Source organism: Kluyvera fluvialis (assembly GCF_059725275.1).
On record NZ_AP046142.1, the window covers coordinates 4825908 to 4842952 of the forward strand.

Genomic DNA, 17045 nt, shown 5'->3' on the forward strand with positions numbered 1-17045 from the left:
GATTCAGGTCAGTCTAAACGGCGGTTATTTATACAAATAATGCCGATTTAGCTCACACTTTGTACAACCACTGCGAAAGTTCAAATTCCTCTGTTTTCTTGTGGAATAACAGAGCATGGATCCTGGTGAATAATCACGTCGGAACCTGGAAAACGATGCAAAATCGCTTGCTCTACCTGGTCGGCAATGTGGTGCGCCTGAACCAGAGGTAGGTTATCTTCCATTTCCAGATGGATCTGAATAAAGCGGGTCGGCCCTGACTGCCGCGTTCGGAGATCGTGCGCGCCGCTAACGCCCGGCCAGGTGCTCACGATATCGATAATTTCCTGACGTTCTTCATCGGGCAGCGCACGATCCAACAAAGACTGAACCGCCTCGTAGCCCATACGTAACGCGCTATATAGAATATAGATGCCAATTCCTAATGCAAACAGCGCATCGGCGCGATGCCAGCCGTACCAGGAGAGGCCAAGTGCGATAAGAATCGCACCGTTCATCATAACATCAGACTGATAATGAAGCATATCTGCGCGAACAGCCTGACTTTGCGTTTTTCTCACCACCCAACGCTGAAACGTTACCAATACTAATGTACTGATCAACGCAATCACTGTCACCACAACACCAATACCTGGCTGGCTCATCGGCGTGGGTTGCGCCAAATGCTGAATCCCGGTCAAAAACAGGAACAGCGCAGAGCCGGAAATAAACATACTTTGCGCCAGCGCCGCCAACGACTCCGCCTTGCCGTGACCAAAAGTATGTTCTTCATCCGCCGGTTGTAGCGAGTAGCGCACCACCAGCAGGTTGGTTAACGAGGCAGCGATATCCACTAACGAGTCCACCAGCGCCGCCAAAATACTGACCGACCCGGTAAACCACCATGCAAAAATTTTAATCACTAGCAATACAGATGCCATCACCGTTGCCGCTATCGCTGCGCGGCTGACCAATCGGCCATAAGATTGATTCATAAACACTCCTGCTTACAGATCTGCGTAGTATAGCGGGAATGCATGAACGCTGCGTCAACGTCGAATTTTGGGCAAAAAAAACCCCCACATCATGTGGGGGAAGACAGGGATGGTGTCTATGGCAAGGAAAAACAGGGTTTGTTACTGGTTGCTACGGGTATTGCTACTAAACAGACTCACATTCGAACCGTGCTGCATCCGTGCAACGTCACGCAACTGCTCCATACGCTGCTGGTGATTTTCATTTAAAGCCGCTTGCTGCTCTGGTGTTAACAGGCGGTACATCTGGTGGCGCACCTTCGCCATTTCTACCTGGCGGTTAATCTGCTCCTCGGCCATTTTTTCGGCCTGAGCGCGCACAGCGGCTTCATCAAATTTTTCTGCGGTGACAAGGCGATGCATTGTCTCCGCTTCGCTAACATTAACGGGTGGACGATCGTGTCGTGCCCGTTGCATCAGATCGCGCATTTGCTGGCGTTGATGTTCGGTTAAACTAATACCGTCGAACATATGGCCCTGGCCGTTTCGCAGCGTGTTACTTTCCGCTGGGTGCCAGTTAACGCTGGTGACGACTTCATCGGCCTGGCTATATGCACTGAATGCCAGCGTTGAGGCCATGACGGCAGCGATAACATTGCGCATCACATGCTCCCAAAAACTTTTGTGTCGCGATTCAACGATAGACAGTTTACGATTCAGGCTGCAAACATGCGTCAGGGGGTGTAAAACAACGTAAAGTCATGGATTAGCGGGCCTCGATGACGTAATTTCTGCCTCGGAGGGATTAAAATATGAATAAAATTTTGCTAGTTGATGATGACCGAGAGCTGACTTCCTTGTTAAAGGAACTGCTTGATATGGAAGGCTTTAATGTTCTGGTTGCCCACGATGGCGAGCAGGCATTGGCACTGATTGATGACAGCATCGACTTACTTTTACTCGACGTGATGATGCCGAAGAAAAACGGAATCGACACGCTTAAAGAGTTACGCCAAACACACCAGACTCCCGTCATTATGTTAACCGCTCGCGGTAGCGAACTGGATCGCGTTCTGGGCCTCGAACTGGGCGCAGATGACTATTTACCTAAGCCGTTTAACGACCGCGAACTGGTCGCGCGTATTCGCGCTATTTTGCGCCGTTCACACTGGAGCGAGCAGCAGCAAAGTAGCGATGCGGGTTCGCCAACGGTCGAAGTGGATGCCCTGAGCCTGAATCCAGGCCGCCAGGAAGCGAGCTTCGATGGGCAAACGCTGGAACTGACGGGTACGGAATTTACCCTGCTTTATTTGCTGGCTCAGCACCTGGGTCAGGTGGTTTCGCGCGAGCATTTAAGCCAGGAAGTGCTGGGTAAACGCTTAACGCCGTTCGACCGCGCTATCGATATGCATATTTCCAACCTGCGCCGTAAGCTGCCAGAGCGCAAAGACGGCCACCCGTGGTTTAAAACCCTGCGTGGACGCGGCTATTTGATGGTTTCCGCTTCATGATTGGAAGTTTAACCGCTCGCATCTTCGCCATTTTTTGGTTAACCCTGGCGTTGGTGCTTATGCTGGTTTTGATGCTCCCTAAGCTCGACTCACGCCAGATGACGGAATTGCTGGAAAGTGAGCAGCGCCAGGGGCTTATGATTGAGCAGCACGTTGAAGAAGAGCTGGCCAACGATCCCCCCAACGATTTGATGTGGTGGCGTCGGCTGTTCCGCGCGATTGATAAATGGGCTCCACCGGGCCAGCGCCTGTTGCTGGTCACCAGTGAAGGCCGCGTAATCGGTGCTGAACGCAACGAGATGCAGATTATCCGTAACTTTATCGGGCAGTCGGACAACGCCGATCACCCGCAAAAGAAAAAATACGGGCGCGTCGAATTAGTCGGGCCATTTTCGATTCGTGACGGTGAAGATAACTACCAGTTATACCTGATCCGTCCAGCCAGCAGCTCGCAGTCCGACTTTATCAACCTGCTGTTCGATAGGCCGCTATTGTTGTTGATAGTGACCATGCTAGTGAGTGCGCCGTTGCTGTTATGGCTGGCGTGGAGCCTGGCGAAACCGGCGCGTAAGCTGAAAAACGCGGCGGATGAAGTGGCACAGGGGAACCTGCGCCAGCACCCAGAACTGGAAGCCGGGCCGCAGGAATTTTTAGCCGCAGGAGCCAGCTTTAACCAGATGGTAATGGCGCTGGAGCGCATGATGTCCTCGCAGCAGCGTCTGCTCTCGGATATCTCTCACGAACTGCGCACACCGCTCACGCGTTTGCAGCTCGGAACCGCCCTGCTGCGTCGTCGTAGTGGTGAAAGCAAAGAACTGGAGCGCATCGAAACCGAAGCGCAGCGTCTGGATAGCATGATCAACGACATGCTGGTGATGTCGAGAAATCAGCAAAAAAGTGCGCTGGTTAGCGAAACGTTGAAGGCCAACCAACTGTGGGGCGAGGTGCTGGATAACGCCGCATTCGAAGCCGAGCAGATGGGTAAATCGTTCAGCGTAGACTACCCGCCTGGGCCGTGGCCGCTTTACGGTAACCCGAACGCGTTAGAAAGCGCGCTGGAAAACATCGTGCGTAACGCCCTGCGCTACTCGCACACCAAAATTGCCGTTAGTTTCTCCGTTGATAAAGACGGCGTCACCGTGCACGTTGACGACGATGGCCCAGGCGTTAGCCCAGAAGACAGAGAGCAGATTTTCCGTCCGTTCTATCGTACCGATGAGGCGCGCGACCGCGAATCAGGCGGCACGGGATTGGGGCTGGCCATTGTCGAAAGCGCCATGCAACAGCACCGTGGTTGGGTGAAAGCCGACGACAGCCCGCTCGGCGGTCTACGCCTGACGCTGTGGCTACCACTGTACAAGCGAACCTAAAACACATCGGCCTGCATCAGCAGGCCGATTTTTTATCTTATTTCGGCGCTTTATCGCCCCATAGCCGTCGGCGGTTATCTTCGATTTTGCCGCTCAGACGGCGTTTTTGCATCGTCCGACTCCAGCTCACCGACAACCCAGCCGCACTCAGCAGCCGGTGATACTGGTCGTCATCAAACGGCGTATGCCAGGCAATCGCCGCCGCGTCATACACCGACACATCGCTCAGGCGCGACGCTAATTCCAGCGGCGCATCGCTGGACACTTTGCCCGGCGCAATCACGCGGTACAACCAACCGACCTTGCCGCTTTCCTGCATCAACGACGCCATATCACTGATAGCAAAGTGAAAATTTAGCTTAAAGCACGGGGAGCGTGGCTGAGTCACCTGAATAAGCGTCTCACCCCAACGGTAAATATCGCCGATAAACACCGTGTGCTCGGTCATACCTTCCGTCGATAGGTTTTCACCAAACGCCGGGGGATAAAATAGCGACGCTTGCTCGGGGAAATCTCGAATTAATTCAGCGTAATGTTCGCGAGGAAAATGGCAGAGCGCGCGGTCTGGGCCGCCGTGGATTTTTTTCTCTGCCTGTTCATCGCCCAGCAGCCCCAGCTCGGTAAGCTCCAGCTCACCGTCTATCTGTATTTTGCCGATAGCGCTTGGGCGACTGCCGTCATAGTCGCGAATTTTGCCAATAAACACGTCAACCGGATAATGCATCTGCTGCTCCTTACGCGGATACAAAAAAAGCGAGTCATCAGACTCGCTTCTCAGGACGTGCAATGCAACTTTATTTTTTAGCGGCGAAACGCGCTGCGGCTTCGTCCCAGTTCACCACGTTCCAGAACTCTTTGATGTAGTCTGGGCGGCGGTTTTGGAATTTCAGGTAGTAGGCGTGTTCCCAGACGTCCAGACCGACGATTGGGAAACCGGACGCGCCAGAAACGGCTTCACCCATCAGCGGGGAGTCCTGGTTAGCGGTAGAAACAACCGCCAGTTTGTCGCCTTTCAGCACCAGCCACGCCCAGCCGGAGCCAAAGCGGGTTGCTGCTGCTTTTTCGAATTCAGCTTTGAAGTTATCAACGGAACCGAAATCACGCTCGATAGCCGCTTTCAGGTCGCCCTGAAGAGTCGTGCCTTTTTTCAGGCCTTTCCAGAAGAAGCTGTGGTTTGCGTGACCCCCTGCGTTGTTACGCAGAACGGTTTTTTTGTCAGCCGGTAGTTGATCCAGTTTAGCGATCAGCTCTTCTGCAGACAGAGAAGCGAACTCCGGCAGGCTTTCCAGCGCTGCATTTGCGTTGTTCACGTAAGCCTGGTGGTGTTTGCTGTGATGGATTTCCATCGTTTGTTTGTCGAAGTGCGGTTCCAGGGCATCGTACGCATAAGGCAGGGATGGCAGGGTATAGCTCATAATCATCTCCATTATTGTCGGGCGGCAAACCTGTTAACGCCGCGTAATCAGTTGGTTCATTATAGTTAATTAAATGATATTGAAAATGATTATCAATGCCGTAGTTTTTATAAGGTTATAACTCCTGGTTATGTATCTGATATCACGGCGTTAATTCGCCAAAATGGTCTGCCTATTGCTGCAACAGGCAAAACCGTCGCTTTACATCCGCATGTCCTCAAAATGTGAAGCCCCTCGTAAAGATATCCCTCTGATGGTCAGCGCTTAATTCGTCGTGGCAATTAACGGAAGGTTATTGAATCGCATACTTTTTAAGCTGCACGGGTTGGCGAACAGCATTGCCGACAATAAACCGTTAAGGGAAATATAATGAATAATGCGATTACGATGGGTATTTTCTGGCATTTGATAGGCGCGGCCAGTGCAGCCTGTTTCTATGCCCCGTTCAAGAAAGTGAAACATTGGTCCTGGGAAACGATGTGGTCCGTTGGGGGCACGGTTTCCTGGCTTATCCTCCCCTGGACTATCAGCGCCCTGCTGCTTCCCAATTTTTGGGGCTATTACAGCGCTTTTAGCGCTTCCACGCTGATGCCCGTCTTTCTGTTTGGCGCCATGTGGGGGATTGGCAATATCAACTACGGGCTGACGATGCGCTATCTCGGCATGTCGATGGGCATTGGGATTGCCATCGGGATTACGCTCATTGTCGGCACATTGATGACGCCAGTTCTGAACGGCAGTTTTGATGTGCTCATCAATACCGAAGGCGGTCGCATGACGCTGCTGGGGGTTCTGGTGGCGCTGATTGGCGTTGGCATTGTGACCCGCGCTGGGCAGCTTAAAGAACGCAGTATGGGCATCAAAGCCGAGGACTTTAATCTTAAAAAAGGGTTAGTGCTCGCCGTGATGTGCGGCATTTTTTCGGCAGGTATGTCTTTTGCCATGAGCGCCGCCAAACCGATGCATGAAGCGGCGGCTGCCCTCGGCGTCGATCCACTTTATGTCGCGCTACCAAGCTATGTAGTTATCATGGGCGGCGGGGCGTTGATCAACCTCGGCTTCTGTTTTTTCCGCCTGGCAAAAATCAAAACTTTGTCGGTAAAAGCTGACTTCTCGCTGGCAAAACCGCTCATCATCAGCAATATTCTGCTTTCCGCATTAGGCGGGTTAATGTGGTATCTCCAGTTCTTTTTCTACGCCTGGGGTCACGCTAAAATTCCGGCGCAGTATGACTACATCAGTTGGATGCTGCACATGAGTTTCTATGTCCTGTGCGGTGGGCTGGTTGGGCTGGTACTGAAAGAGTGGAAAAACGCAGGCCGCCGCCCGGTTAATACGCTGATTCTGGGCTGCGTTGTGATTATCATCGCTGCCAATATTGTTGGCCTCGGCATGGCAAGCTAACGACACAACCCCCGACGACGATGACGCCATTGTGCTGGCGTCATCCCGACTTCGCAGTTAAATACCCCCGAAGATTAAATTAATGGCGTTACTCACGTTCGAGCGTATGGCTTAAGCCCATTCAGCAATAAAAACAGATAGCCGATAACCAACACCCAAAAGCTTAAACGCAGACCCACAGCATCGATAACCATCCCCTGGATAAAGGGCAGCACTCCGCCGCCAATGCCCGCCATAATCAAGCAAGCAGAAATGGATGCCGCATAGCGATCAAGGCCGCAGAGCGTGCGAGAGAAAATAATGGGGTACATCACCGAATTCATGAGCCCCGTAGCCAGCAGGCAATAGCCGCCAAAACGGTTAGCGAAAACTATCGCGGCAACTGTGAGTAGTACCGCTCCCGAAGAACACAGGCAAAACAACAACGGAGGTCGGCAACAGTGAGCCAGCAAGCCATACAAAAACCGACCAGCTAATGCACCGCCCCAGTACAACGCAATAAAGGAGGTCGCTTGTGCAAGCGTAAACCCGCCCAAAGACGGGTCGTGAAGATAGCTGAGAGCCGTCGTCCCCATGCTGACTTCAACACCAACGTAAACAAGAATGCCACTCACCCCAGTACGAAACTGCGCATAGCCCCTGAGCACACGAATCGCAGAGAAAATATTCTCGTGCACGTCACGAAAATCAGCCATAGCAACACGGTATAACGCGGCAAGCAGCACGCTCCCCACCAGCATCAAACCGAGGTACATCCCGGGAACTGAGATGACAGAGCCAGCCAGAACAACCGCCAAAACGATAGGCGCTAGCGCCGCCCCGAAGGAGTTGATGGACGACGCCAGACTGAGGCGCCCTGCCGCACTTTGCGCCTCGCCAAGCCGATTGACATAAGGGTTTGCGACCACCTGCATCGCCGCAACCCCCATTGCCACAATGAAAATCCCCACCAGGCAACCCGCAAATGACACCAGCCAGAGCGATACGGCAATCACCACCGCCCCACTTGCGGCGAGTATCAACGCCAGTAAGAGCGCACGGCGATACCCGAAACGCACCATCCAGCTCGAACACGGTAAACAAACCACAAACGGTGCGAGATAAAACGCCACATTGACCAACATCGAGTCTCGCCATGAAAGCGAAAAAACTTGCCGGAAAAAGGGGATAGTGGCGCTATTAATGGCCGTCAGAACGCCCCAGTAAAAAAAGACAGCCGACAGCAAAATGAACGCCCGGCGAGGATTCTGTACCATAATTTATCCCGCCATTTCCTGCGCCAGATGTGCGGCGACATCCTGCGGCGACGTACTGCCGAGCAACTGCTCACGGAACGCCACATGCATCAACTTACGCGCCAGGCGGGAGAAGATTTTCATATGATCGCCCTTCTCCTGCTCACTCACCGTCAGCATGATAACCAGCGAGACATCCACCTCGTCGCTCCACGCCAGCGGCTCACTCAAACGCATCACCGACACGCAGCTATGCGCGACCGCCGCTGATTTGCAGTGCGGGAGGGCAATCGCAAATCCTAATGCGGTAGAAAAAATCGCCTCACGCTGCCAAATCGCCTCCTCAACGGCTGAGCCGGACAAGACCCGCTGCTCAACCTCCAGATTATCGGTGAGTACCTTAATCGCCTCCGCTTTACTGGTAACAGTCCGATCGAGCAGGATCAGGGCGGGATCAAATACGGGTTTTGCTTGCGCTGCCACCTGTTGCGAAAGTAGTACAGCCACGTCCTGACCACTTTCGCAGGCTAATGCCCGTTCCAGCATCTGCTCACTGCGCGCGAGGGTTAAGGTCATTAAGCGCGCCTTTGCTGGCGCAATACGGCTTGAGGACATGCTGATCTGTCGTAAACCAACGCCCAACAGTAGCGCCAGCGCCGACGGGTCGCCGCCCATCTCACCGCACAGGCTGATCTCAATACCGGCCCGCTGCGCGCGTGCCGTCATCTCTTTCAGCAGCTGTAAAAATGCGGGGTCAAAATAGTTGTAGAGATGTCGCACCTGCGCGTTGCCCCGGTCACAGGCCAGGAAGTATTGCGTCAGGTCGTTGCTGCCAATCGAAACAAAGTCGATATACGCGGCGGCTTTCTCCAGCAGATAAAGCACCGATGGCACTTCCGCCATAATACCCAGCGACCACTGCCCAACCGCCGCCCCCTCGACCAGCAGTTGCGCCGCCGTCTGCTGGAACTGTTCACGTAGCCACTTCACCTCAGCAAGCGTAGTCACCATCGGCGCCATAATCTGCAACGGCCCGGCGGCGCTGGCGCGCAGTAGCGCACGCATCTGAGGACGGAAAATCGACATAAATTCGGGATACAGGCGGATGCCGCGCCAGCCAAGAAAGGGGTTTTCCTCCGGCGGCATCGCCAGATAGTCACAGGGTTTATCGCCACCAATATCCAGCGTACGGATCACCACTTTACGCCCCCGCGCCTGTTCCAGCACATGACGATAGGCCTGGTACTGCTCCTCCTCGTCAGGCGGCGCGGCACGTTCGCAGAACAGCATTTCAGTGCGGAACAGACCAATCCCCTCCGCCCCGGCGGCAAATGCCGACTCCGCTTCTGCCGCCAGCGCGATATTCGCCAGCACTGCCACCCGCTCGCCCTCTTGCGTCGCCCCAGGGCGTTGAATAAGCGGTTGTAAACGCGCCTCAAGGCGCTGACGTTTGTCCTCTTCCAGTTGATACCAGCGCAGTGCCTGCTCATCCGGCGACACCACCGCCGCTCCGTAGCGGGTATCGAGCAGCAGCGCTTCACCGCCGCGAATACGCCCCGTTTCCGCCACCTCAACGCTCAGCAGCGGAATCCCGAACGATCGCGCCAGAATAACGGTATGCGACGTTTCCCCGCCCGCGCCCATCACCACACCTTTCAGATGTGGGCCGCGCAGCGCCAGAAACTGGCCTGGCGTTATTGGAACCGGGCTGATAACAATGGTGTCTTGCGGCAATGCCGTTTGTGGCATCAGCGGTTGCGCGGTGAGATGCGCCGCCAGACGCAGACCCAAATCCTGTAAATCCAGCACCCGCTGTTGTAGGTAGACACTGCGACTTTCGCGCAGCGGCGCGCTCAGTTCATCCAGCGCCAGTGCCAGCGCGGCCAGCGCATTGCGCGCGGTACGGTCGGCAAGCAGCGCGGTTTCAAAGAGCGCGTCGTCCAGCAGTTTGACATGAGCCTGTAGTACCGACGCGGCTTCTCCCTGCGTATGCGGTAATGCTTCGTGCAGCTCGCGGCGTACTTGCTCAAGTGCCGCCGCCAGCGCGGTTCGCTGTACCGCTGGAGCAGCCATCGCCTCGAGCTCCGCCAACGGGTGCAGATCCGGCACGCCCAGATGCATTGCCACCCCTTGCGCCAGCCCAGCGCTTACGCCGTTGCCGCGCACAATCTCCGCGCGGGTCTGTGCCAGAAAAACCGGCAGAGGTTGTTCCGCCCTTTCCGGCGTCTGGGCCACGGGTTCGTCACACGCGGCAAACTCTTGCATCACAAACTGCGCCAGCGCCTGATGCGCGGCAGATTCATCCTCGCCCTCAATCACCAGTTCACACGAGTCCTGATACAAAATATCGGTCCCAATCATCGCCAGCACACTACGGGCATCGGCCTGACGCTGGTTACGCAGATTGACTATCTGAACGCGAGCCTGAAATGCGCTGACGCGCTGCTCTAACGCACTGGCCGGGCGGGCATGTAGACCGTTTGGCAACGGGCAGGTAAAACGAATGTTTAACACAATATTATCCTCTGGCTGCGGGCGTAATACGCCATGAGATCGGCGTGCAGGCCGGTATCGTTTCATGCGACAGGTTCAGCGTTTTTTCCGCCAGCGTGACTTCGCACACTGTCGCCTCAGCGACCGGCGTTGAGCTTATCTGCGGCTGCGAGCCGGGGTTCCAGCCGCGTAAAATCAGCGCGTCTTCGCGTTGTGCTTTTTTCAGGGTGCTGAAATGCAGTGGTGTCTCCCAGTGCAGCAGGCTGTAGGCCGTCGGGAATGTCAGCGCGTGGGGATTGGTTTTAAAACGCGCCCAGCCGGAATCCAGCCAGCCGACTGGCGGTGTTCGCCAGGCTTCGACTTCACGCCAGAAGTTCGGGCTTTCACCATCGCACAACGGGATGAGCGCGAAGCGGGCGTTAAATTCGCCTGGAATCTGTGAGTCTGGGGAAGGCAGCGCCATACCGGATGCGCGTCCCGGACGCCACGGCATACCGGCACGTCCCAGCCAGCCCACGCTACGCAGCAGCGTAATGGCGATAACCGATGGGCGTTCTGCGGGAATTTCATATTCGCGCAGCCCGTCCGTTACCACGCCGATCCCCTGCTTACCATCGTGCATCATCACCAGGCTTTGCATTGGCCACAGCGATGCCGGTGCTTCCCCCCATTTTTCCTGCTGCCAGACATCCAGCGTGGCTGGGCGGTTGGCGCGGCGAATGAGACCAAACGGTTGATCGGCAAAATGGACATCGGTAAAGACATCGCCAGGAATTTCCACCTGTAAACGGTGATCCTGCAAGGTGTTGTTGACGCTAACCTGGAGGTCAAGTGTCGGGCGCTGGTGATCCAGCGTGACCACCATGCTGACATCCAACTGCGCATTACGACGGTGCTGTTGCCTGTCGGCCAGCGTGTGCGGTGCGGCGATAGACCAGCTTAGCGACAACGTGTCCACCAGCGCGCCGCGCTGCCAGTCGGCGCGAAGCAGTGCCCCTGTGCCGGTGACGCGCCAGTCATCCTCCGGTGGAGAATAGTTATAGGTGTCACCGGCATCGCCGCCGTCCACCAGTTGAATCAGATTTTCCCAGCGCTTACCGCTGCGTTTATCGACCAGAACGACCTGTTCACCTTCCAGCGTCAGGCGCAACCACGGGTTCTCCAGCGCCTCTTCTGTCGAGGACGGCACAGCAAATCCGGGGGCGCACTCATCTTGCAGATACAGGGTGGTATAGCCGCAGGCGGGGAGCGAGGTGGCTTCCAGTAAAATATCGCACTTGCGATAAAAGACGGGATCGGGGCTGTTGGACAGCTCCTGAACAATGACGGACATATCCTGCGATGTCTCACGCATAATCTGCCAGCGGCAGGGTTGCCCCTGCTCGTCAACAATGCGGAACGCCTCGCTGGGTAAGTAGAGTGTCAGCGCCACCAGGCCATCACGCACCGACGGCAGCGCGTTGAAGACGATGATTTTTTTTCCCTGTTGCTGTGCCGTAATGCCGTTCGCCAACATCTGCATATTCAGCTCATACAACTGCTCAGCTTTTTCCTGGCCCGAGAGCAAACGCGCCTTCACCATCGCATTCACGCGATCGGCATTACACCCCCCGATGCTATCGTGGGCGTGGGATTTCATCGCCTCGCGCCATATTGTCTCAATGGCGCGCTGCGGATAGGGCAAACCCAGCTTCCAGGCCACGCTCAGCAGCGGTTCTAGCTGACGGCTGACGAAGTTCTCCAGCCGGACGTTGGCCTGTTTAATATCCATGCGGGTAGAAAAAATGCCGCGATGGATACGCATATATTTTGGGCTTAGCATTTCGCCTTCAAAGGTCTCCAGCGGCGTATCCGCCAGCGCGGCAAAATAGCGGCTAAAGTCGCTGCGAATAAAGCGGTACGCCGTTTGTTCTTGATTCAGCGTGTCGAGCATGGCCGGAACGCCGTACTCAAACGGTGACTGATCGTTGCCGTTCGGCAGTAATAGCTGCGTACTGCGGCTAAATGCCGCCTGTTTTTCCATAACCGCAGAGAGGCGCGGCCACGCCTGGTTGGCATCCGTCGGCAGCCACTTAGCGCACCCATAACCCTGCGGCAACACCGCCGTCGTCACAACGCTCCCCCCCTGGCTTTGCCAGCGGAACTCGGTAAACGGCGTGTCGTACTCGCTCCAGCCGCGCCAGATAACCGCGTGGTCAATGGCAAACTGATTCAGGAACATGGGCAACTGTGCACTCTGACCAAAGGAGTCCGGCACATAACCAACCGCCATTCTCGGCCCTATTTCGTCACAGTCTGCCTGCCCCAGCAGCAGATTGCGGGTGATGGACTCAGCGCCAACCACTAAAAAATCGGTCTGTGTATACCAGGGGCCGATTAACAAACGTCCGGCTTGCACCAGCGCCTGCACGCGTTCGCGGTTTTTTGGTTCCAGTTGGAAATAATCCTCCAGCACCACCGTTTGGCCATCAAGCATAAATGGGCCTAATGATTCATCCACTTCAAGACGTTGGATAAGATCCGCCATAAAATAATAAAGCAGAGCCTGGGAATCGTTTTCCGTAAAATACCATTCACGATCCCAGTGCGTATGCTGAATTAAATGAACCGTTTTCATTTCGTTTATTCCTGTTTTAAGGCGTAGGTAACCCGTACGGATATTTACCCGCACTAAATATAAAGATATTAATTCCGTGGAACGTTAACGACTGGCTTTAAATTTCGGTACCGCCGTCTCTTTTTTCACCTCTGGCGTGGCGGTCGGACCACGGAAAATCAGCAGTGAGCCGCAGGCGATAATCGCCGAGCCGCAGACAATCGAGAGCACGTAAATCGGCCATTTTTCTACCGCCAGCCAGCCGTAAAAACCAGAGATCGGCGCATGGTTTACCGCCCCTAATCCTACCGCCATCGCCGCCGCCACCGCCGAGCCAATCACGTTGACGACAATGATTCTTGGGTTTGACAGCGCAAACGGAATCGCTCCTTCAGAAACACCAATCAGCCCCATCAACGTAGAGGCTTTACCCGCCTCACGCAGGGATTCCGGGAAGCGTGACGACCACAGCAGCGTAGCGACACCCAGACCAATTGGCGGCACGATAATCGCCACCTGCGCGGCGGTGTTCGGGTCATAAATACCGGAGGCCAGTAACGCCATTGCCGTCGTCACCGCTGCCTTGTTAATCGGGCCGCCGAGGTCAAACCCGACCATGCCGCCAATGACCGCCGCCAGCAGCACTTTGTTCGTGCCGGACATGGATAACAGCCAGCTTTCCATGCCGTGATTCAACGCCGCCAGCGGCGTACCGATAACAAATGCCATCACCACGCAGGTCAGCAGCGTACCGCCGACCGGCAGAATGAAAATAGGCACAGCAGAGGAGAGCGCCTTCGGCAATTTGATGTAGCGGTTCAGGGCGCGAACGATATAGCCCGCAACAAAACCGGCCGCCAGCGCGCCGAGAAAACCGGTTCCCAGGTTACTCGCCAGCAGGCCGCCAATCATCCCCGGCGCAAGGCCCGGTTTGTTCGCCAGCGCAAAGCTGATATAGCCCGCCACCACCGGCAACATCAGGGACAGCGCCAGCCCGCCGAAGCCATCAAATTTGTGCAGCAACTGCACCACCATGCCAGCCTGCTCGTAGCTGGCATCCCAGATGTTATCGATGCCGTAGAGAGAAGCGCCGATACGGGCGATCCCCATCAGCACCGCTCCAGCAATGACGAACGGCAGCATCCATGAGACGCCGGTCATAATGGCGTTCTTGACCTCTATCCCGGTAGACGGTTTGTCTCCCCCCTGAAACTTAGCCATTTGCGACCTCCTGCTCTACGGCTTCAAACACCGCATCGCCAAATTTGATGGGATCGGAGACGCTGCATTCGAGCTTCACCATGCCGTCGAAACGCTCTTTGCCGCTAATCGCAACGTCGGCAGCAATGATGACCGCATCGGCGCGCGCCAGATCCTCTGGCGTAATTTCATTCTCAGCGCCCATGCTCCCCTGCGTTTCCACTTTGACTTCATGCCCACGGTTTTTTCCCGTGATTTCAAGCGATTCCGCAGCCATGTAGGTATGAGCAACGCCGGTCGGACAAGCAGCAACACAAACAATGTACATAATGATTCCTCGTAGATTCAGGCAATAAAAAAAGCACAATGGCGAAAGTGCGCATTGTGCTTTGTGTAGGACTAACAAATTGATAAGCCTGGCTTTCACCGTCAGCACCGCTGGCATGGCGGCAAACTAACAGTTGATGCAGGCTGGAGTTACGGAAACTGAAGGCCAGCTCGTCACGTTTGCGACGGCACAGCAGCGCCTGCGGGAAATGCAGGCCAAAACGGGCAGGACGATGGCAGCTCTGACGTACGCTCGCGCCGATAGCCTCGCTGGCGCAGCCCCACAGACAGGACCATTCGCGCGCCATTTGCGTATCCATACACTCCTGCTCGGCGATATCATTTTCAGCCAGATCGTTAACGGAATTAAACCAGCAAAAATAATCAAGCATACTTTTAATTTTGCGATCGCAAGATAGCAAAATTAAAAGCAGACTTTTGATGATTATAGAATTGGTCAACACAAACGTTACTCCGACAAATAAGTTTGTTGAGAATAAAGTAAAAATAAAAGAGCAACTGTGATTTATTGCACAGAGCATTCACTAAATATGTCTGATTTAGTCTGAATATGTATCAAAATGCCACTGCAATATATAAACCATATTTATATATTATGCTATAACCCGACTACGATGGCGCCATTGCCCTGGCGTCATCCCAACTTCGCGGTTAAAGACCACTGAAAAATAGTTACTGTCTTCAAAACCGCACTGCATGGCCACTTCACCAATCAGCTTTTCGGTATGCGATAACAGGTACTGAGCATGACAAATGCGCAGTTGTCGCAGGTAATGGTTGATAGTCATACCGGTCTGGCTGCGAAATTGTTGGCGTAGCGCACGCTCGCTACAGGCTTGCTGCTCGCAAAATTCGTCGAGCGCAAACGGGCGATTAAGGCTACCCGCCAACGCCGTTAACAGCTTATCCAGCAGCGCTTCGCTCTGCGTTGCCGCCTGGTTATCCGTGGCGTAACGATGCCGCTTGAGGCACACCACCAACTGAGCAAACAGCAGTTCCGACATCTCATTTGCCAGCTCGTCCTCTTTGCGGCACTCGTTCTCCAGTTGATTCATAATATTCCGCGCCTGAGTCATACCAGTGCTGCCAATTCGCCAGTGCGAAGCCCAGTGCGAACCGTGCAGCCCCGGAATATGAGCCACCCAATCCAGGTTAAGCTTTAAGCGCTCGGGGCAGTAGATAATATTCTGTAAAACCAGATCGTTAACGGATGCATAAGAGTGTTTATCTTCCGCGCGGATGTAAAACAAATCGCCACGGGTGATGCGGTAAGGACGGTCGTTGAGGATGTGCAAGCCGTTGCCGCGCCAAACCAGCACCAGCTCGCAAAATTCATGGGTATGTTCAGCGAAAACGTTCTGCGGATAGCGATCGGCCACGGTCACGGCCTGCGCCGTATTCACAAAAAAATCGGCCTTACGAAGAATTAACTGATCTGACACGCGGATACCTCACGACGAACAACTCTCTATTTTTAGCCGTTTTGAGGTAAAAAAACGGTGATTCCCTTCGCGTTACTGAAGCATGGTGTCGCGCCCCTGGCGAATATCGCGTGGCGACCAGTCGAATTCTCGGCGAAACAGCGTTGAAAAGTGATTACTGTCGCCAAAGCCACAATGGTAGGCAATGTCCGTCACGCTTTCATCGCTATGGCGCAGCAAGTGCCGTGCTTTAATCAGGCGCAGGCGGTTGAGGTAGCGCTGCGGCGTCAGGCCGGTGCAGTGTTTCAGTTGGCGATGCAACGTGCGCAGCGACAGTGAAAACCGCGCGGCCAACGCTTCCCAGCACACGTCTTCTGCAAAGTGTTCTTCCAGCCAGGCCATCAGCAAATTCAGGCGCGCATCGTTATCCATCACGCCCTGCTCCTGGCTGCCTTTACGCAGCGCCACCAGCAACTGCATAAACAGAATTTCGCGGTTCGCCAGCGCCATCATATCGGTGCTGTCGTTGGCCTCTTCCATCTGGCTGACGATAGCCCTAACCTGCTGCAACGTGTTTTGGTTCACGCGCCAGTGCGAAGGGTAGTGACCATCTTGTTCCTGCGGCAGCAACTTATTCAAACCTGACAAGAACTGGAAAGCATCCGCCGCGCGGTACAGCACGTTGGTCAAACACAGGTTATCGGTGTGCTCGTAAAGGTGTCTATCAACGTCCCGCACAAAGCAAACCGTACCTCCGCAAATAGTATATGGCTGGCCATTCAGCACATGAATGCCCGTACCGTACTCAACGATAACAATCTCATTAAAATCATGATGATGTTCAGGAAATGCCGCTTGCGGTAGCCGTGGTTCGATAGCAACGGGCATCTTACCTGATGAAAAGAAATCCACGCTGTGTAGTACGGTCATAACGACTCCCGCCAAATGAGAAATATTATCAGGATAGTAATATTAGACGGCCCATCTCACCTTAACGTTTTGACAGCAAAGCGCGCAAAACTGGTCATTTTTTCAAGAAACAGCCGGAAAGATCGGGAAATGCGGACGCCATCACACCCACTCCGCGCAGTGCCATCGC

15 protein-coding genes are annotated in these 17045 nt (G+C 54.6%); 4 read left to right on the forward strand and 11 right to left on the reverse strand.

Features of this window, described 5'->3' with window-relative positions:
- Nucleotides 1-80: 80 nt before the first annotated feature.
- Both fieF and cpxP read right to left on the reverse strand, forming a co-directional pair.
- Nucleotides 81-974: a CDF family cation-efflux transporter FieF gene (gene fieF, locus AC6I4B_RS22775; RefSeq protein WP_497768372.1), complete on the reverse strand. Its 894-nt coding sequence runs from the start codon at nucleotides 972-974 to the stop codon at nucleotides 81-83.
- A 141-nt stretch (nucleotides 975-1115) separates the two neighbouring features.
- Nucleotides 1116-1616, reverse strand: a complete 501-nt coding sequence (cpxP, locus tag AC6I4B_RS22780) for a cell-envelope stress modulator CpxP (protein WP_497768373.1) — start codon at nucleotides 1614-1616, stop codon at nucleotides 1116-1118.
- A 149-nt stretch (nucleotides 1617-1765) separates the two neighbouring features.
- Here cpxP and cpxR point away from each other — a divergent pair, with 149 nt between their 5' ends.
- Entirely contained in the window at nucleotides 1766-2464 is a 699-nt protein-coding gene (gene cpxR / locus AC6I4B_RS22785) for an envelope stress response regulator transcription factor CpxR (protein WP_497768375.1), read from the forward strand.
- Nucleotides 2461-3834: an envelope stress sensor histidine kinase CpxA gene (cpxA, locus tag AC6I4B_RS22790; RefSeq protein ID WP_497768376.1), complete on the forward strand. Its 1374-nt coding sequence runs from the start codon at nucleotides 2461-2463 to the stop codon at nucleotides 3832-3834. The genes cpxR and cpxA overlap by 4 nt, the downstream gene beginning before the upstream one ends.
- A gap of 37 nt (nucleotides 3835-3871) precedes the next feature.
- Here the strand turns inward: cpxA and yiiM are convergent, their stop codons facing one another.
- Together yiiM and sodA are read right to left on the reverse strand one after the other, a co-directional pair.
- A complete protein-coding gene (gene yiiM / locus AC6I4B_RS22795) occupies nucleotides 3872-4621 on the reverse strand; it encodes a 6-hydroxyaminopurine reductase (RefSeq protein ID WP_497768378.1) in 750 nt (249 codons plus the stop codon).
- 7 nt (nucleotides 4622-4628) lie between these two features.
- Nucleotides 4629-5249: a superoxide dismutase [Mn] gene (gene sodA, locus AC6I4B_RS22800; protein ID WP_052284210.1), complete on the reverse strand. Its 621-nt coding sequence runs from the start codon at nucleotides 5247-5249 to the stop codon at nucleotides 4629-4631.
- 369 nt (nucleotides 5250-5618) lie between these two features.
- Between sodA and rhaT the strand changes: the two genes are divergently transcribed.
- Complete coding sequence (gene rhaT, locus AC6I4B_RS22805) at nucleotides 5619-6653, forward strand: L-rhamnose/proton symporter RhaT (protein WP_497768379.1); 1035 nt, start codon at nucleotides 5619-5621, stop codon at nucleotides 6651-6653.
- A 92-nt stretch (nucleotides 6654-6745) separates the two neighbouring features.
- On the opposite strand, the gene AC6I4B_RS22810 is transcribed toward rhaT, so the two are convergent.
- The 5 genes from AC6I4B_RS22810 to AC6I4B_RS22830 form a co-directional block, all read right to left on the reverse strand.
- Complete coding sequence (locus AC6I4B_RS22810; protein ID WP_497768381.1) at nucleotides 6746-7909, reverse strand: MFS transporter; 1164 nt, start codon at nucleotides 7907-7909, stop codon at nucleotides 6746-6748.
- A 3-nt stretch (nucleotides 7910-7912) separates the two neighbouring features.
- On the reverse strand, nucleotides 7913-10402 hold the full coding sequence (gene ptsP / locus AC6I4B_RS22815) for a phosphoenolpyruvate--protein phosphotransferase (protein ID WP_497768382.1): 2490 nt from the start codon (nucleotides 10400-10402) through the stop codon (nucleotides 7913-7915).
- Between the two features lie 4 nt (nucleotides 10403-10406).
- Nucleotides 10407-12998 carry a glycoside hydrolase family 38 N-terminal domain-containing protein gene (locus tag AC6I4B_RS22820; protein ID WP_497768384.1) on the reverse strand — a complete coding sequence of 864 codons (2592 nt, stop codon included), beginning with the start codon at nucleotides 12996-12998 and terminating at the stop codon, nucleotides 10407-10409.
- Between the two features lie 84 nt (nucleotides 12999-13082).
- Entirely contained in the window at nucleotides 13083-14198 is a 1116-nt protein-coding gene (locus AC6I4B_RS22825; RefSeq protein WP_497768385.1) for a PTS fructose transporter subunit IIC, read from the reverse strand.
- On the reverse strand, nucleotides 14191-14505 hold the full coding sequence (locus AC6I4B_RS22830; protein WP_497768387.1) for a PTS fructose transporter subunit IIB: 315 nt from the start codon (nucleotides 14503-14505) through the stop codon (nucleotides 14191-14193). Before AC6I4B_RS22830 ends, AC6I4B_RS22825 begins: the two co-directional genes overlap by 8 nt.
- A gap of 136 nt (nucleotides 14506-14641) precedes the next feature.
- Between AC6I4B_RS22830 and AC6I4B_RS22835 the strand changes: the two genes are divergently transcribed.
- The gene (locus AC6I4B_RS22835; protein WP_497768388.1) at nucleotides 14642-14923 is read left to right on the forward strand and encodes a hypothetical protein; all 282 of its coding nucleotides are present in this window, start codon (nucleotides 14642-14644) and stop codon (nucleotides 14921-14923) included.
- Nucleotides 14924-15118: 195 nt separating this feature from the next.
- Here AC6I4B_RS22835 and rhaR read toward each other — a convergent pair whose 3' ends face one another.
- Nucleotides 15119-15967 carry an HTH-type transcriptional activator RhaR gene (rhaR, locus tag AC6I4B_RS22840; protein WP_497768390.1) on the reverse strand — a complete coding sequence of 283 codons (849 nt, stop codon included), beginning with the start codon at nucleotides 15965-15967 and terminating at the stop codon, nucleotides 15119-15121.
- Between the two features lie 72 nt (nucleotides 15968-16039).
- A complete protein-coding gene (rhaS, locus tag AC6I4B_RS22845; protein ID WP_497768391.1) occupies nucleotides 16040-16876 on the reverse strand; it encodes an HTH-type transcriptional activator RhaS in 837 nt (278 codons plus the stop codon).
- Nucleotides 16877-17045 lie beyond the last annotated feature (169 nt).

What these genes read in the sequence shown, in the direction of transcription:
- AC6I4B_RS22820 (WP_497768384.1), bottom strand. Translation starts at nt 12,998, where the DNA reads ATGAAAACGGTTCATTTAATTCAGCATACGCACTGGGATCGTGAATGG.
- cpxR (WP_497768375.1), top strand. Translation starts at nt 1,766, where the DNA reads ATGAATAAAATTTTGCTAGTTGATGATGACCGAGAGCTGACTTCCTTG.
- AC6I4B_RS22810 (WP_497768381.1), bottom strand. Translation starts at nt 7,909, where the DNA reads ATGGTACAGAATCCTCGCCGGGCGTTCATTTTGCTGTCGGCTGTCTTT.
- sodA (WP_052284210.1), bottom strand. Translation starts at nt 5,249, where the DNA reads ATGAGCTATACCCTGCCATCCCTGCCTTATGCGTACGATGCCCTGGAA.
- AC6I4B_RS22835 (WP_497768388.1), top strand. Translation starts at nt 14,642, where the DNA reads ATGCAGGCTGGAGTTACGGAAACTGAAGGCCAGCTCGTCACGTTTGCG.
- AC6I4B_RS22825 (WP_497768385.1), bottom strand. Translation starts at nt 14,198, where the DNA reads ATGGCTAAGTTTCAGGGGGGAGACAAACCGTCTACCGGGATAGAGGTC.
- fieF (WP_497768372.1), bottom strand. Translation starts at nt 974, where the DNA reads ATGAATCAATCTTATGGCCGATTGGTCAGCCGCGCAGCGATAGCGGCA.
- AC6I4B_RS22830 (WP_497768387.1), bottom strand. Translation starts at nt 14,505, where the DNA reads ATGTACATTGTTTGTGTTGCTGCTTGTCCGACCGGCGTTGCTCATACC.
- rhaS (WP_497768391.1), bottom strand. Translation starts at nt 16,876, where the DNA reads ATGACCGTACTACACAGCGTGGATTTCTTTTCATCAGGTAAGATGCCC.
- rhaT (WP_497768379.1), top strand. Translation starts at nt 5,619, where the DNA reads ATGAATAATGCGATTACGATGGGTATTTTCTGGCATTTGATAGGCGCG.
- cpxA (WP_497768376.1), top strand. Translation starts at nt 2,461, where the DNA reads ATGATTGGAAGTTTAACCGCTCGCATCTTCGCCATTTTTTGGTTAACC.
- cpxP (WP_497768373.1), bottom strand. Translation starts at nt 1,616, where the DNA reads ATGCGCAATGTTATCGCTGCCGTCATGGCCTCAACGCTGGCATTCAGT.